Raw genomic sequence first — 15,831 nt, 5'->3', positions numbered from 1 at the left:
TATTCTGCGGATATGCTGGCTCAAGCAAGCAAGCAGATAGAGCCTCCTTCGGCATTCTCATTTTCTGACTGAAAAGGTGAAATACTACTATTGGCTGCAGCACTTATTTCGGCAGATAGAGGCGCGATCGCTCGCAGATATGAAAATCTAATTACAAGATAAAAAATATCAAAATAGCGATCGCCCTCAACCCGCCATGTTAGGAACAAATCAACTCAGGACTGCAGCTCTTTTAGGACTCTTAAGCGGCCTTCTAGTTTTAGGAAGTTATTATTTAATCGGCAACGAGCAAGGACTTTACATCGGTTTAGCACTAGCCGCCTTCAGCAGTTTTAGCTCTTGGTACTATTCCGACACCGCCGCGTTAATGGCTTACCGCGCTCAGCCGATCGCCCGCAGCGAAGCTCCCGAACTTTACGATATGGTAGCATCGCTAAGCGAAAAAGCCCAAATTCCGGTGCCGAAAATATTTCTAGTTCCCACTCAATCTCCGAACGCCTTCGCCACAGGAAGAGACCCGGAACACGCGACAATAGCAGTTACTGAAGGCATCATCAAGCTGCTTTCCCGCGAAGAATTAGAAGGGGTTTTAGCGCACGAACTCACGCACATCCGCAACCGCGACACCCTCACTCAAGCAGTTGCAGGGACAATTGCCGGTGCAATTACATTTGTCGGGCGAATTCTGACTTTTGGAGCGCTTTACGGCCCGGTAACGCGGGATAGCAGACAAGGCGCGAATCCGTTTGGTTTGCTGTTTTTAATCATTTTAGCGCCACTATCAGCAACCGTAATTCAATTGGCGATTTCTCGGACCCGGGAATTTGCAGCCGACAGCGGTGCGGTGGAAATTACCAATAACCCGATCGGTTTAGCAAACGCCTTGCAAAAATTGGAGAAAATTGGTCATGAAATTCCGATGCACGGCAATCCTGCGATGTCGCCGCTGCTGATAGTGAATCCTTTTTCGACTAAAGGTTTGCAGTCACTTTTCCGCACTCACCCGCCGACAGAAGATCGCATTCAACGCCTTTTAGAAATCGCGCAGCAGCAGCAGCAAGGTACTCCAGTTATGGCCTACGTGCCCGGGATTTAATCGGTCTAAAATGCAGCAACAATATTTAGAAACCCGATGTTTTGAAGCAGCCGGGTTTCTCTATGTTTATAATGCTAACTGTAGGAAACGACTAATTAGATAGGTAGGGGTGATCGCTATTTCCGTAAACATTGCACAGTTAGGTATTTACTGTGAGGGGTGATGCCTCCATTGAAAGGATTTACCCTACGCTCAGCAATTCATCAAGCTTGTTCTTTAAGTCCGGTGATGCTAGTAGCGGTCTATAAACTTCACCTTCATACGGCTTCCAAACATATCCAAGACGGAACGATCGAAAAACCGAAGATGCTCCCGTTGCTTGCCAAACAGCTTCAGCTAAAACCAATCCAGGAAAAACCAAGGCAGGCTCTTCAATCAATTCGCTGTAGGTTCTAAACTCATCTACTTCCATACCAACTAAAGCATACCGAAACGGTGGAGCAAACCGCAAACTCTGATACAGAAATATACCTATTTCCGTCATTAAATAAGCACTTTCTGGAGTGTCAATCCCAATCTCACTGATGCCACTTGGACAAACTCGACACCACCAATTTTCTTCTATGTCCTGAAAAATTTCTGCGCGACATTGGGAATGTCTACCGTTTGAGATGACCCAGGAAATTTCATTGAAATATTGAGCAAATTGCTGTGCTTCAGATTGCTTTGTACCACATTCAGCCGATAAGCTAAACACCCATGCCATTGCTGTTCTCCCGTTGAGTAAATTAAACTATCAAACTTTCTCCCATTCGTTCTGTGTCTGGGCCAGGGCTGCTTCATATTTCTCTAAAAGCATTGTAGCGCTTGGCAAAATACTGACATGAGTGGGACTATCTTGCACAGCTTCAATATCTCCGAGGATCTTGCTGTCGTCAATCTGCCAAAGAGGATCTTTTCCTGTTCCGCCAAATTTTGGGGGTTTGCGAAATGGTGGTAAGCCTTCGATAGAGAGGGATACAGACATTCCTTTTGTGTTTCTAATGGCTACAGTGACAGACTCCTCTGAAGACTTGCGCTCTGTTTCTGGTAGTAAATAACCTTGTTCATCCAACCAGTCTTTGGGCACTTGCTCAACATCAATGTCAATATTGGGTCTGACTCCCAGTAGCCTCGCGTTGCGTCCCATTTTGGGTTTACCGTTTTCTTCTGCCATGCCTCGATAATAGAGTCTTGCCATTAGCCTTTTATCAGCCCAACTCGATCGCCAGACCAATCATAATGTAATTGCTGCATTGGTTGGATGCGATCGCTTTTGATGCGTGAGGGGCGATCGCGCAACTCGTAGAATCATCGCGCTGTTTGGTATGTGCTGTGAGGGGCGATCGCTCTCCGTGCAATCAGCGCACTTTGAAATGGTGGAAATGGATAAGATTGTAAGTGAAAAAAAAGGTTGGGTAACACGAGCGTCAACCCAACATACAAAAAGGGCGAGCGCGCTGTGATTCAGTTCATAATAACAACAATAAGGTTATCTGAAATTACCATCATCATATACTCTGCACTTTCCTGCTTCAATTTTTCCCATATCAACAATTCCTCCAAGATCGGTTGTCTTACCTCTACTATGATTAACGTGAATCGAAAATTTGACAGGTGAGTCAACGATTGATATTAGTGGGGAAAAGCGTGCCCCTGTGTCGTAGAATCTTTGATCACCTCTTAAGCCTGTAAAATTAGACATAGTATATATGTTTCGCCAGTTTTCACCACTAGGAAAACCAAATTGTTGTCCTCCAACATTTACACCTACACTGTATCTTGTATACATTTTAAATTCGACACTTTGTACCCTTGAATCTCTACTACCAGCTTCGGCGATAACTCTGAATCTCAAAGCATTAGAAATATTACAAAATTCAGCAAATTTTATTTCGCCATAGATCCCATCTCGTTCTTGATAGTTGGGAGAAGCTTGCCCAGGAGTAGCTGCAAAAGGTAAAACCAGTGATGCCAAAAGAAGGCTTTTATAAAATTTCGCCAAACTGTTAGCCCGAGCGACTATTTTGACTAAATTGAAAAGCATTATTAAATTTCCTTACTACATATTTCTTCTATCATTATTTCAATAATCCCAAATTTGTATAGCCAAAAATGCTCAATTTTGTTGGCAATTTTGTTAGCTACTTCAAATCACCCTATGTTAAAAATGTTTGTAAATGCCAGAAAATGTTGGAAAATGTTAGGTATAATACGGAAAATCACATCATCCACGATGCTGCATGAATCTTAAGGAAGTGTTAAAAATGGCTGACGAGATAGTGTTTGCCAAGACGGGTGAGCACCTCGATACCCTACAAGAGGCAATTCTACGAGGAACCATGCAAGGTGATAAATACACCAAAATTGCCGAAGAGATTCACTGTAATGAGAGTTATCTTAGGCAAGTTGGTTCGCAATTATGGCAGATACTTTCAGAAGAGTTGGGGGAAGATGTCAATAAAACAAATTTTAGATCGGCAATTAAGAGGTTCCAAGTCTCTAATTCTTCAAATTTTGCACAAGGTGACGTTGTAGCCATCGGTAATTTTAACATTTGTGGAGAAGCTAGATACCCGCCAGATATCCCAAACTCACACCCACAAAATCAGGAAACATCTAACACAAAACAACCTCAAACTCTACATCAAGATTTAAGCGAAATGCCAGAATTGGGCGATTTCTACGATCGCACCCCCGAACTCGACACCCTCACCACATGGATTTTACAACAACGCAGTCGCCTCATAGCTCTGACCGGCATCAGCGGCATCGGCAAAACATCCTTAGCAGTGCAACTCGTACAACAAATTAAAGACGAGTTTGATTACGCAGTTTGGTACACTCTCGACGAATTCCCCAGCATAGATAAATTTCAATCTAACCTAACACAGCTTTTCTCCCAGTCAGAAAAACCAGATTTATCCGCAACAAACCAGAAACGCTTACCGCTGATTAAGTATTTGCAAAAGTATCGCTGTTTAATAGTCTTGGATGACATTCACAACCTTTTCTGTAGCGGGGAAGTGGCAGGAAAATATAAACCAGAATGCGAAGAATATCGCTCTTTATTCAAACAAATAGAAAAATTATCCCATCCATGTTGCTTTCTGCTAATCGGTTGGGAACAACCGAGAGAAGTGACTCAAGTTAAAAACCAAAATACTCCCATTCGCACCTTACAACTCAAGGGTTTAGACATCGCAGCCGGACGGGAAATAGTCAGAGATTATGGGTTAGAAGAAAGCGACAACAGTCAAGCACTCATTCACCGCTACCAAGGCAACCCCCTATGGTTAAAAAGCGTAGCGAATCTGATTGAAGAGTTGGGAATCGGCGTGACTGAGTTATTAATAGATGATACCATATTGTTGCCGGAAGATTTAAAAGATGTTTTACAGCAGCAGTACGATCGCACTTCCGAACTAGAAAAACAAGTTATGTCCTTGTTGGCGACAGAAAACCAGCCAGTCAACTTGGCAAAATTGCTAGAAAAAGGACAAATATCATCATCTGATTTACTCAACGCGCTCCAATCTTTATCGCGGCGCTGCTTGATAGAAAAACAGGAAAGTCTTTACACTCTCCCACCTGTATTGAGGCAGTATATCAAAGGGTTGTAACCAAAATATAAAATCGCCCTGTGCTATCATAGAATACAAAACTTACAGATATTCGCATTGAAATGTTGTATAACCTGAAATTATGCCAACTATTTTACGAGTAGGTCCTTACCGACTTTACTTTTACAGCCATGAACCGAATGAACCACCTCATGTTCACATTGACAGAGACAAATCATCAGTTAAATTTTGGTTGGAGCCAGTCAGTTTGGCAAACAACCTGGGTTTTAGTGCTAAAGAACTTCGGAAAATACACCTGGTAGTACAAGAAAATCAACAAACGCTATTGGAGGCTTGGTATGGGTATTTTGGCGATTCGAGCGGACGAGAGAGTTAAGGAAATTCATTTTACAGAAGAAACAATTAGTGTTGATTTGATGGATGGACGAACCATTACTGTGCCTTTAATTTGGTATCCCAGATTGTTTAATGCAACGCCCGAGCAAAGGGCAAAATGGGAAGTATGCGGAGGAGGCTATGGCATTCACTGGGAAGAAATCGATGAAGACCTCAGTACAGAAGGAATGCTGCGGGGGGCACCGGCTCCGAAGCCTTCTGCGTGAAAATTTACGAGCTAAGAAATACCAAAAAACGCAGATGATGTGCGTTCATCTGCGTTCATCTGCGTTCATCTGCGGTTTAATTAAACCCTATTAAACTCAAGCCACCACCTTATCTAAAGGCCGCACTTGACGGAGGAATTCGCGAAGTGCGTCACCTTCCACCACCTCAGTTTCCAACAGTTTCTGCGTAATTGTTTCCAACAATTCCCGATTTGCTTTCAGAATATCCACAGCTTGTTGGTGTGCAGTTTCGACAATTTCCTTCACTTCTTGGTCGATCGCCTCAGCAGTCTGAGCACTTACCGCCCGGCGGGCATTTCCCATACCATCGTTGAGGAACATTGATTGTTGACCTCGATCGTAAGCTAGAGGCCCCAAAACCTTACTCATCCCGTAAGTTGTCACCATCCGTTCAGCTAAATCCGTCGCCCTTTGCAAATCGTTTGAAGCGCCAGTAGTAATACTACCAAACACCACTTCCTCAGCCGATCGCCCGCCCAACAAAGTCGCAATCTGACCCCGCAATTCCGACTCATCTAACAAGAAACGGTCTTCAGTCGGTAACTGCAAAGTATAACCCAAAGCAGCCATCCCGCGAGGGACGATCGAGATTTTGGCAACTTCGCCATTACCAGTCATCAAAGCACCAACCATTGCGTGGCCGACTTCGTGATAAGCAACGATGGTTTTCTCCTTTTCATTGAGCACGCGGCTTTTCTTTTCCAAGCCCGCTACAATCCGTTCGATCGCCTCTGCAAAGTCTTCCTGTGCTACAGTTAGGCGTTTGTTGCGCGCCGCCAACAAAGCAGCTTCATTCACCAAATTTGCCAAATCAGCGCCCGAAAAACCGGGGGTGCGAGTGGCGATCGCCTTCAAGTTAATATCCGGGCCCAACTTCACTTTTTGAGCGTGAATATTCAAAATTTCTTCGCGGCCAGATAAATCGGGGCGATCGACTAAAACTTGGCGATCGAAACGGCCGGGGCGCAACAAAGCAGCATCCAAACTTTCCGGGCGGTTAGTTGCAGCCAGCACAATTACCGTAGTATTGCCCGCCGCAAAACCGTCCATTTCAGTTAATAATTGATTGAGAGTTTGTTCGCGTTCGTCATTCCCACCGAAGCTAGCGTTACTGCTGCGAGATTTGCCGATCGCGTCCAATTCATCAATGAAAATAATACAAGGAGCCTGTTTTTTAGCCTGCTCAAATAAATCTCTAACTCTTGCAGAACCAACACCTACAAACAGTTCTACAAACTCCGAACCGGAAATACTAAAAAACGGCACTCCCGCTTCACCAGCTACTGCTTTAGCTAACAGAGTTTTGCCAGTTCCCGGAGGTCCTACTAACAGTACGCCTTTCGGAATTCGCGCGCCAATTGCCGTAAATCTGTCAGGAGTTTTCAGGAATTCAACAACTTCGACTAATTCAGTTTTAGCCTCTTCTACTCCAGCCACATCAGCAAAAGTAATTTTCGCCGATTCGCCTTCTACATAGACCTTAGCTTTGCTTTTGCCGATCGAGAGCGCACCCTGCGGCCCGCCACCGCCCCGGTTCATGAAAAATTGAAAAATCGCTACAAAAATCAGCGGCGGAATCACCCAGCTCAAAACACTCCCGATCCAGCCATTTTTAGCCGGGGGAGTTGCCGCAAATTCAACGCCTTTTTCTTCCAAAAGTTTAGGCAGTTCCAAGTCAAAAATCGGCGTAGTTGACAGAATTTGACCGGGTTTGTCGCCTTCGCCTTTGAGTTGGTAGCGAATTTCATTTTGGCCTACCGAAGCTCTGACTACATCTTGTTCTTGAACCTGATGGACGAACAAGCTGTAAGGCACTTGCGGAATTTGCGGCCCGAACAAATTGGGCAAAAAGATATTTGCCAGCAGAAACAAACTTGAGAGCAATAACAAAATATTGCTAATTTGCCTAAAACGAGGTGGTTGGGGCTGGTCTTTAATTGCCATTGATAACGATCGTCCTTGAATTTTAGTCAATTTTATTCATTTATTTTCTCATCAAATAGGCACGCAGTGTCAAGCGGATTTCCTCACTCGATGGGTGGGTTAACCAGCCAATGTTGCTTTGAGCAAATTCAAAACTAACAATGATCGGATGGCAATCTTCGGCGCACCTTGCCTCTATCTAAGGTTAGCATTGCCCACCGAATTAGCTCTATCTAAGGTGCGCAATGCTCACCGAATATTTATGCGGAAATGCGCACCGAATATTTATGCAGCTTCTGGGTTTAACTGAATCATTTCCCAAGTGGTATAAGTGCCGATCGCACCCCAAATCGCGTAAGGCAAAAGTAACAAAGCGGCGGTTTGAGAAATCGGCAAAACAGCCAAGGTCAGCACAACTCCCAAAATCTCGCCAGCCCCTCCCAAAATCGTCCCTACTTTGAGACTTTTGGCTCTGAGAGTAGCAGGAATATAAGCAACTGTGACAATTTCTAAAAGCAAGTACAAAGCCATCAGCAGCCAAGTTTTAAGGCTCCCTGGCTCCTGTTCCCATACAAAAGTAGCGCTGCCGGCCCCGCAAGCAAAAATCACCGTCCAAATGAACGGAATAGCAGGCTCAAAAAACATCCAATCCGGTCTTTGAAGTTTGATAGCCCAGTTAATATCGCGCAGTTTAAAAAATAGAGTAGCGAAGGCGACTGAGAAAGTCACGCCGCCGATAATCATCCAAGATTCAATCATGGTTTCAACTTTCCAATTGCTCGATCGCTCATTAAGTCGATCGTGCCAACTCCCAGCCGAACTTAGCTCCGCCTTTAGTAATAACTTTTGTAAAGCCCGATGCAATTATCGCTAACCGCCCGACACATTCTTAGCAAACTCATCGCGTCCCGACACCAAATTAGCTGGAACGCCGTTAGGGTAATTTTGCGCGATTAAAGCTTGCAACTTTTGAACTCGGTTTTCAGGATTCGGGTGAGAACTCAAAAACTCCGGCGGCGCTTCGCCCTTCCTAGCGGCACCGAGGATTTGCATCACCTCAACAATACCTCTAGGATCGTAACCCGCTTCCGTTATAAACCGAAAACCGAGCCGATCGCTCTCAAGTTCGTCGGATCTACCGTACCGCAAACCGACCACTTGATTGACAGCTTGAGCAATTAATGCTGCCTGCTGCCCGCCCCCGCGATCGTCGCTAGTAGCCACCCCAACCGCCGTTACCAAAGACCTGCCCAACTGCTGCTTTGCCAAGTGTTCCGCACCGTGTCGGCCCACCACGTGACCGGCCTCGTGCCCCAGTACAGCAGCCAACTGAGCCTCGGAATTCAGCCGCCGCAGCAGCCCCGCAGTAATGAAAACTTGTCCCCCCGGTAAAGCAAAAGCATTGACAGTTTGGGCGTCTCGCAGCAGGTGGAATTCAAACGGATAACCCGCTTGTTTCGCGGCCGAACCGTTGACAACTCGTTCGCCGACTCGATCGACATACTGCTGAATACTCTGGCTGGGATAAAGCCCCCCATGCTTGGCGGCCATTTGATCTCGCGCTTGCAATCCCAAAACTATCTCTTGGCGGGGAGAAAGCTGCACCCGCTGTCTCTCTCCTGTTACGGGATTTTGTACGTCGTTTGTAAAATAGGTAATTGCCCCAAAAAATGCCATTAATAGCCCGATCGCAGCTCGAAATAAAAATTTGTTCACAGGCTTGATACCTAAAAAGTTTAGCGAGTAGATTACCAGCCTGACACCTACCTAGACATCTATCTGAAGTATTAATAATGGAATATTGTGGTAGCAATTATTGCAGGACTTCTGAACAAGGCTTTTTTTAACGAACCGCGAAGGCGCGCGAAGGACACAAAGGAAGAGAAGAGAAGAGCGTTATATTTGTAAATGGTTGGTTAAGAGTTAGTTAATGATTATTACTTTACAATCACTTTAAGATTCTCTCGATCTTTTCTTCCTTCGCGCGTCTTCGCGGTTCGTTAGTAAAAAAAAATTACCCATTTCCAATGTTTCAAACTACCCGCCGCCGCCTCGCTATTTGGTACACAGCCGTTACTGCTGTATTGTTACTTGTATTCGCCACTGGTTTCTATTTCTACGTCCGCAATACTTTGATCGATCGCATTGATGACACTCTCAATCATGTTGTCGAAGTAATAGAGCGAACTCTCGTTATCGAACCGCTAACTTTCCCTAATACCACAGATAAAATTAAATTGCAAGTTAATATTCAAGCGAGTTTTCGAGATAGCACCGATGCAGTAGAAGACGACCACATTGATTTAGAATGGTTCAGTCCTACAGGTGAATTGCTGTGGTCTACATTATCGGAACCGCTGAATATTCCCATTCACGCTAACCGTACCGGCGAAACAGTTTGGATAATTAATAATAAGTTGCAGTCCGATCAAAACTATTCCCTCAGACAAGTAACGCAGCGAGTACAAAGCGGCCGCCAAGTTCTGGGATATTTGCGAGTCAGCCATCCTTGGTTTGAAGTGACAAAACCCATCCGCCAATTAATTCTTGATTTAATTTTGGGCGCGGGTTTAACTCTAATTTGCGTTGCAGCTATTGGCTGGCTGCTGTCGGGATTGGCGATGGCACCGGTGCGGGAGTCTTACGGGCGTCTCAAACAGTTTACTGCTGATGCTTCTCACGAACTCAGAAATCCGATCGCCACTATTCAAACTAACGTCCAAGTAGCTTTGGCGGAACCGGATATCGAACCGCAGCAGCATCAACAGCTACAAGTTATCGAACGTCTCACGCGCCGTTTGGGGCGCTTGGTTGATGATTTGCTGTTTTTAGCCAGACAAGATAGCGGTATCGTGCAGCAGCAGTGGATTGAGGTTCCTCTCGATGCTTTGCTGATGGAGGTAATTGAAGAACAACAGGCGATCGCCACTACCCAAAATCTCTCTCTTTCTTTGGAAATTGTCGATCTGCCCAACGCTGAGGAAAACTTTACACTGTTGGGCGACTGGGATCAACTAGCCCGACTTTTTACCAATCTCGTCAGCAACGCCGTGCAGTACACGCCCTCTGGCGGTCAAATTCAAGTAGAATTGCAGCTTGCAGCTAAAAACAAAAGAAATTCGCCGATATTAAATCCAGCCCTGCAAATAAAAGTAACAGACACCGGCATCGGAATTTCCGCAGAAGCCCTGCCGCATTTATTCGATCGATTCTACCGCGCAGATCCCGCCCGCACCCACCGCAGCGCCGCCGGTTCGGGTTTAGGATTAGCCATCGCCAAAGCAATTGTCGAAAATCACCGCGGCCAAATCCGCATTGACAGCCAAGTCGATCGAGGTACCGCCGTTACCGTCACCCTCCCCCCCCACAAATCAGAAGCATCTCACCTCTAAAAATCCTCTCTTCCCCTCCTCTGCGCCCTCTGAGCCCTCTGCGGTTTAAAAAAAATCTACCCCTCAAACCCTTATTCTTCCTACCTCGCGCCCAAACCCAGCTATTAAAATTCATTTCCGCCATAGATTAACATAAACGTTGTTGGAAAACCTCGATCGAACTTGTGAGGAGTTATTTATGTTTCGCCACAATCTACCGTTCAAAAAAATCAGCTTGCTAGCCGCCACCTGCGGGGGTTTACTCGTTAGTCTCGCAACACTTTCCCAGGCCGGCGGCCCACCGCCCCAACAAGGAAAACCCGTTTCCCAACCCGCAGAAACTCCCGCAGCCACTGAAGAACCAGTCAGCCAACCGACTCCGGCTGCGAGTCCGATCCCCAGCGGTATGCCCTCTACACCCACAGACGCGCCTCCCCGCTTCCCCATGCCGAGTGCGCGAGTTACGCCTGCCGAAGGCATGATAGTAATTAAACTGGTGAATACCACCAATGCTGTCATCAATTATCAAATCGTAGGCGTGACCCAGCCGCGCACTCTGGGCGAACAATCTGAAATTTTGCTTCAAACCATCAAAGTGCCCATCACCCTCACTTACCAGCGCCCAGACGGCGGATTGCTGCTGGTTCGCCCCCAAGCAACCGCGATGCCGGGAATGTTGCAAGTCAGTTTCGGCGCGACAACGGAGTTGAGCGTTGATACAAAATCGTTGGAAATTCAGGAAGATGGCAAGGTAATTTTGAATTAGGTTGACTGTTGACTGTTGACTGTTGACTGTTACCATTCGTGTCAACTTAAGACTAAAATCCATAATAAATATCGTTTATAGTTGAGTTTCGATCCCCCCTAACCCCCCTTAATAAGGGGGGGACAAGAGTATTCTTACCTCCCCTCTAACTCCCATTAATAAAGGGGGAAGAGCATTCAAAGTCCCCCTTCTTAAGGGGGATTTAGGGGGATCGAAACTTCGATACAAACGAGATATACACAGGGTTTTAGTATTATGTTGACACCGATGGGCTGTTACTAATTCCCAATTTCCAATTCCACATTCCCAGTCAACCGTCAATCGCCGAGTAACAACGGAGGTAACTTAGTAAAAGGTAAATCCTCGTTGACTGCATCAATTTCTTCCTGTTCTCTTTCGTTGATTTGACCGATATAAGACTTGAGAATTTGCGCCAGACGGTTGTTATAAAATCGGTGCAAACTATAATTTGGCGTAGCTGGAAAGCCGCGCCGTTTTTTGTGCCGTCCGCCGGCACCGGGATCGAAGCTTTGGATGCCCCGATCGATCGCCCATTCGATCGGCGTATAGTAACAAGCATCAAAGTGCAAGCAGTCGATTTCCTGCAAACTTCCCCAATAACGCCCGTACAGTCGATCGCCCTTATACAAACAAAAAGACATACCCACCGGTTGTCTGTCATCTTCCTTGTCGTAGGCGGCTACAAATAAAACTCGATCGCGATAATTGTGGTGCAACTGTTCAAAAAATCGCTTAGTCAGATATTTGCTTCCCCACCAACCAAATTTGTCGCAAGTATTCTCATAAAAAGCATACATTTGAGCAAACATGGCTTGGGGAATTTCATCGCCCGTCAGCGTTTTTACCAACAAACCAGCTTTGTCAACTGCGTTGCGTTCGCGCTTGATATTGCGGCGCTGGTTGGCATTAAATGCGCCTAAATAATTGTCAAAATTTTGATAGCCTTGATTTTGCCAAATATAGCTGTGGTGCAGCCAAGTGCTGAAACCGTGGCGTTCCATTCTTTCGCGCCATTCGGGATCGACGTACAGGAAATTGCAGCCGGAGATATTGTGCCGATCGCAAAAATGGTCGATCGCGCTTACCATTACTCCGGTTAACTCGTCTTCATCTTCCCCCTCAGCAATCAAAAACCGATAGCCTTCAGCCGGAGTAAACGGCGTCATTCCCATCAATTTCGGATAATATTTAATGCCCAAACGTTGGGCTAAATCGGCCCACTGATTGTCGAACACAAATTCGCCGTAGCTGTGGCTTTTGACATAAAGTGGCGCGCCAGCAATCAACTGTTTGTCTCGCCACACAGTCAAGTGATGCGGCAGCCAACCGGTTTTACCTGTGGCACTGCCGGAGACTTCGAGATTGTTAAGCCAATCCCATTCCAGAAATGGAGTTTTTAGCGGCATCGCCAAGGCATCCCACGACGCTTGCGGGATTTCGCCTATTTTGCTAATCCAGGCTACAGAATATTCAGGTTTTGGCTGTTTCAGCATAGGGAGATTTGAGCGTAGAGCGATCGAACTTCATTTAAGTTAATATAATTTCCCCTGTTTATGGGTATTTTCACTCTGTGGGCGATCGAGCCGATAATGCAAAAATACCTCTTGCCCCACCTGTTTAACCGCCAAAAGCTCCAATTTCGGCGCTAAATGCGCTAAAAAACCCTTTCCCTCCACAGGTGTCGGTGCATCCGCGCCACCCAAAATTAACGGGCAAACCGTCAACCAGAGTTCGTCTATCAAGCCAACAGCAAGCAAAGACGCGACGAGTTTTCCCCCGCCCAGAATCGCCAAACGTTTGATCCCGAGAGTTTCTAGCCGTTGAAACGCATCAATCAAATCAATTTCTCCCTCTGCGGTTTTCGCATAGATAATTCGATCGAACTTACTGTTTTTCATCGGGTAAGGAAACGGCATTGCCAATGTCTCCCTAGTTTCTTGCCCCGTCAGCAGCCACCGAGGCACAGGTTGCTGGAAAAATCGCAAGTTTAGGTCAAATGCGGGCGATCGGGAACACACAATTTGCACCGGTTGTGGTGGCTTCCCTTGCAGTTCCCTCTGTTTGAGCAATTCCGGCGAAATCACTCTCATCGTCGTCCCATAAGCCTGTAACGTGCCGTTGCCGAACAAAACCGCGTCACTTGCTGCTACTTGCTGTTCGAGGTGGGCTTTGTCGTTGGCAGAACCGAATCTCGCGGGCGATCGAACTGCATCTGCAATTTTACCGTCAGCACTGATCGCTAGTATTACTGTTGCGTGAGGTCGATCGATTTTATCTGTCATTAATTTATGAAAGGTGCGCACTACATCCTATTTAACTAAGTAACTTCACGGATATATCGCTGTTCTGTCACTGTGATGGGAGTATAATAGCCGCCGAAAATGCTCCCAACCCAGTTGCTGTCTGTGGATGAAGCCCGCGCCCGCTCGACCGACCATCAATTTTATCGATCGATATTGTGCCTTCTATAGAAATTTGTTTTCAGATTTTAGGAGTTTTGAGGCTTTCACGCAACTACACGTAGGAATGCTCTCCTGAGTCTAACGTAAAACTTTACTAGGTATTGCCGAAGTAGTTGGATTAGCTAATGAACAATCCTTACATTAGTTTTTAACTCAATCTCCAAGGATGAGCTCAACAATTAACAAATCAAAGACTATCTTTCACTTTACAAGCCTTGAACAACAGAAAAATTTTTGTAATTATTGATGAAACCGGAGATCGACAGAAAGGAAGAAGCACCGATTATGTGAGTCGGCAATATTTAGGAAAACTCGGAAAGATAGATAACGGAATTGTTGCGGTCACAGCCTGGGGACTAATTGAGCAGAGCGCTTTTTCGTTAATGTTTGAAATTTATCAACCGCAATCACGCCTGAAAGCAGGCGATATCTATTATTCTAAACCCGAGATAGGCGCGAGGTCGATCCAAAAAATTCAGCAAATGGGATTTTAAATAGAGCTAGTATTAGCTGATAGCCTATATGGTTCAACTGAAACAAATTTCTTAGGAGGCCTAGAGCAATTAAAACTAAATTTTGCTGTAGCGATTAGAAGCAATCATTGAGTCTGGTTACCAGCAGGGCAGAGGGTTCGGCAAAATAAGTGGCGTAAATTCAATCGCATTTTTAGCGATAAAACTCAAGAATAGCGCTGGATAATAGAAATAATTTTTGGCAAAAAAGGAGAGCGAAGATATTGGGAAGTTACCACAGACCCAGAAACTTTACCGCCCAACTCTACTTGGTATGTGATGACCGAAATTCCCGACCTTGGCTACAAAGATGTCGGGAATCTATACGGCTGTATAAATTAGGTAGAATATGCCCGATCAATGAGCAAAAATGAATTGGGATGGGCGGATTTTCGTCTGAGTCGTTATGAAAGCATTGAAAAATGGTGGGAACTGGTTAGTAGGGCTTACTTATTAGTCAGTTTATTCGCGCCCATTGGAGGGACTCAAATCCATCACCCGTTAATCCTCGTAGTCAGTCAGTCATCAATCTGATCTCACAACATCCTAATTGGGATTTGTCCAAGGGATGGAAAAATTTCCTCAATAATCTCCGCTTAATTAGCCAGCCATTTATCTATTTCAATCTCATCCAACGCTGGTTGAAGATATTTCCGATTCCGCCGCAATAATCTTTGGAATTTCCTAGGCTGATTTCTTTGATGAACTTTTTTCCCAGTCTTATTACTCAAACGACTTTTACCCCAGATTTCCTATTTTTTCTGCTTAGATTAATAGAAGAGCGATATAACCGGATGCGACTAGATTCGATCGCCCCTAGCTAATGTTGCATGATTTTTGAGATTGGTATTAGATTGGGAAAAACTTACGGAATGCGCTCAAACTAATAGTATTAATGGCACAAATTTTGCGTTGTCAGCTAGGGACACGGCATTGCCGTGTCCTTATGGGTATCTAGCGATCGACATATTGCAGTAAAGTGTCCACACTAGCATTGTGGTCTATGAAAGAAAACAAATGTTTGAAGACGAGTTTTCCCTCTGCATCCAAAACAAACTGAGCGGGCAAAGGAGCACCTAAAGCCTGACCGACTTGATAAGCCCGAAACACTCTTACGCCTGGATCGGACAGCAGAGGCATTTTCAAGCCTAAATCTCTAACTACAATTTGGCTTTGGCGATCGTCGGTACTGGCCACCATCAATAATTCTATGTTGCGATCGGCAAATTTTTCCCAGTTTTCATTCAAAGCTTTAATGTGAGGAAAACAGAAAGGGCAATATTGCTTTTCAGTAAAAATCCGCGTAAAAGCCAGAACTACCGGCTTATCGCCCCGATAATTCGACAGCCGCACCAATTTGCCATTATTAATATCAGGCAATTCAAAATCTGGGGTCATCTGTCCCAGCTTCAGAACATTTGTCGCGGGAACAGGCAATAAATTTTGGAAAAACCGCTCATTTAACAAGCCGCTAAAATTAGTAGAAGTCAGCAT

The 15,831-nt window shown here is 45.3% G+C and carries 16 protein-coding genes and 1 pseudogene; 7 read left to right on the top strand and 10 right to left on the bottom strand.

Translation table 11 applies throughout. From position 1 onward, the window contains the following. Positions 1 to 196 precede the first annotated feature (196 nt). A complete protein-coding gene (locus QUB30_RS04280; RefSeq protein ID WP_333329536.1) occupies positions 197 to 1,096 on the top strand; it encodes a M48 family metalloprotease in 900 nt (299 codons plus the stop codon). A gap of 181 nt (positions 1,097 to 1,277) precedes the next feature. On the opposite strand, the gene QUB30_RS04275 is transcribed toward QUB30_RS04280, so the two are convergent. The 4 genes from QUB30_RS04275 to QUB30_RS04260 all read right to left on the bottom strand — a co-directional run bounded on the left by QUB30_RS04275 (position 1,278) and on the right by QUB30_RS04260 (position 3,122). Next, entirely contained in the window at positions 1,278 to 1,802 is a 525-nt protein-coding gene (locus tag QUB30_RS04275) for a hypothetical protein (RefSeq protein WP_333329534.1), read from the bottom strand. Between the two features lie 30 nt (positions 1,803 to 1,832). Continuing rightward, a complete protein-coding gene (locus QUB30_RS04270) occupies positions 1,833 to 2,276 on the bottom strand; it encodes a Tse2 family ADP-ribosyltransferase toxin (protein WP_333329531.1) in 444 nt (147 codons plus the stop codon). 10 nt (positions 2,277 to 2,286) lie between these two features. Next, entirely contained in the window at positions 2,287 to 2,436 is a 150-nt protein-coding gene (locus QUB30_RS04265; RefSeq protein WP_333329529.1) for a hypothetical protein, read from the bottom strand. Between the two features lie 131 nt (positions 2,437 to 2,567). Continuing rightward, positions 2,568 to 3,122 carry a hypothetical protein gene (locus tag QUB30_RS04260; RefSeq protein ID WP_333329526.1) on the bottom strand — a complete coding sequence of 185 codons (555 nt, stop codon included), beginning with the start codon at positions 3,120 to 3,122 and terminating at the stop codon, positions 2,568 to 2,570. Positions 3,123 to 3,318: 196 nt separating this feature from the next. Between QUB30_RS04260 and QUB30_RS04255 the strand changes: the two genes are divergently transcribed. The 3 genes from QUB30_RS04255 (at position 3,319) to QUB30_RS04245 (ending at position 5,261) form a co-directional block, all read left to right on the top strand. Then, positions 3,319 to 4,698: an ATP-binding protein gene (locus QUB30_RS04255; RefSeq protein WP_333329523.1), complete on the top strand. Its 1,380-nt coding sequence runs from the start codon at positions 3,319 to 3,321 to the stop codon at positions 4,696 to 4,698. Between the two features lie 82 nt (positions 4,699 to 4,780). Continuing rightward, a complete protein-coding gene (locus QUB30_RS04250) occupies positions 4,781 to 5,035 on the top strand; it encodes a DUF4160 domain-containing protein (protein ID WP_333329520.1) in 255 nt (84 codons plus the stop codon). Beyond that, positions 4,998 to 5,261, top strand: coding sequence for a DUF2442 domain-containing protein (locus QUB30_RS04245; RefSeq protein ID WP_333329517.1), 264 nt, complete (start codon positions 4,998 to 5,000; stop codon positions 5,259 to 5,261). The genes QUB30_RS04250 and QUB30_RS04245 overlap by 38 nt, the downstream gene beginning before the upstream one ends. A gap of 96 nt (positions 5,262 to 5,357) precedes the next feature. Here QUB30_RS04245 and ftsH4 read toward each other — a convergent pair whose 3' ends face one another. From ftsH4 to QUB30_RS04230, 3 genes are all read right to left on the bottom strand, one after another. Further along, a complete protein-coding gene (gene ftsH4, locus QUB30_RS04240; RefSeq protein WP_333329599.1) occupies positions 5,358 to 7,226 on the bottom strand; it encodes an ATP-dependent zinc metalloprotease FtsH4 in 1,869 nt (622 codons plus the stop codon). A 264-nt stretch (positions 7,227 to 7,490) separates the two neighbouring features. Next, positions 7,491 to 7,964 carry a tryptophan-rich sensory protein gene (locus tag QUB30_RS04235; protein WP_333329514.1) on the bottom strand — a complete coding sequence of 158 codons (474 nt, stop codon included), beginning with the start codon at positions 7,962 to 7,964 and terminating at the stop codon, positions 7,491 to 7,493. 111 nt (positions 7,965 to 8,075) lie between these two features. Beyond that, the gene (locus QUB30_RS04230) at positions 8,076 to 8,921 is read right to left on the bottom strand and encodes a M48 family metalloprotease (protein ID WP_333329510.1); all 846 of its coding nucleotides are present in this window, start codon (positions 8,919 to 8,921) and stop codon (positions 8,076 to 8,078) included. A 311-nt stretch (positions 8,922 to 9,232) separates the two neighbouring features. On the opposite strand from QUB30_RS04230, the gene QUB30_RS04225 reads away from it, so the two are divergent. Both QUB30_RS04225 and QUB30_RS04220 read left to right on the top strand, forming a co-directional pair. Further along, positions 9,233 to 10,597, top strand: coding sequence for an ATP-binding protein (locus tag QUB30_RS04225; RefSeq protein WP_333329507.1), 1,365 nt, complete (start codon positions 9,233 to 9,235; stop codon positions 10,595 to 10,597). Between the two features lie 178 nt (positions 10,598 to 10,775). Further along, on the top strand, positions 10,776 to 11,342 hold the full coding sequence (locus QUB30_RS04220; protein ID WP_333329503.1) for a hypothetical protein: 567 nt from the start codon (positions 10,776 to 10,778) through the stop codon (positions 11,340 to 11,342). 317 nt (positions 11,343 to 11,659) lie between these two features. On the opposite strand, the gene QUB30_RS04215 is transcribed toward QUB30_RS04220, so the two are convergent. Both QUB30_RS04215 and QUB30_RS04210 read right to left on the bottom strand, forming a co-directional pair. After that, positions 11,660 to 12,856, bottom strand: a complete 1,197-nt coding sequence (locus QUB30_RS04215; protein ID WP_333329501.1) for a GNAT family N-acetyltransferase — start codon at positions 12,854 to 12,856, stop codon at positions 11,660 to 11,662. A gap of 39 nt (positions 12,857 to 12,895) precedes the next feature. Continuing rightward, positions 12,896 to 13,645: a dihydrofolate reductase family protein gene (locus tag QUB30_RS04210; protein WP_333329498.1), complete on the bottom strand. Its 750-nt coding sequence runs from the start codon at positions 13,643 to 13,645 to the stop codon at positions 12,896 to 12,898. A 127-nt stretch (positions 13,646 to 13,772) separates the two neighbouring features. Between QUB30_RS04210 and QUB30_RS04205 the strand changes: the two are divergent. Then, positions 13,773 to 15,161: pseudogene (locus QUB30_RS04205) on the top strand (IS701 family transposase). Positions 15,162 to 15,291: 130 nt separating this feature from the next. Here the strand turns inward: QUB30_RS04205 and QUB30_RS04200 are convergent. Next, positions 15,292 to 15,831, bottom strand: coding sequence for a redoxin domain-containing protein (locus tag QUB30_RS04200; RefSeq protein ID WP_333329494.1), 540 nt, complete (start codon positions 15,829 to 15,831; stop codon positions 15,292 to 15,294).

The sequence above is a fragment of the Microcoleus sp. BROC3 genome (assembly GCF_036702515.1).
In the GTDB taxonomy this organism is placed as follows: Bacteria; Cyanobacteriota; Cyanobacteriia; order Cyanobacteriales; family Microcoleaceae; genus Microcoleus.
Note: the sequence above shows the minus strand (reverse complement) of the source record. Positions and strands in the feature narration are given on the sequence as shown.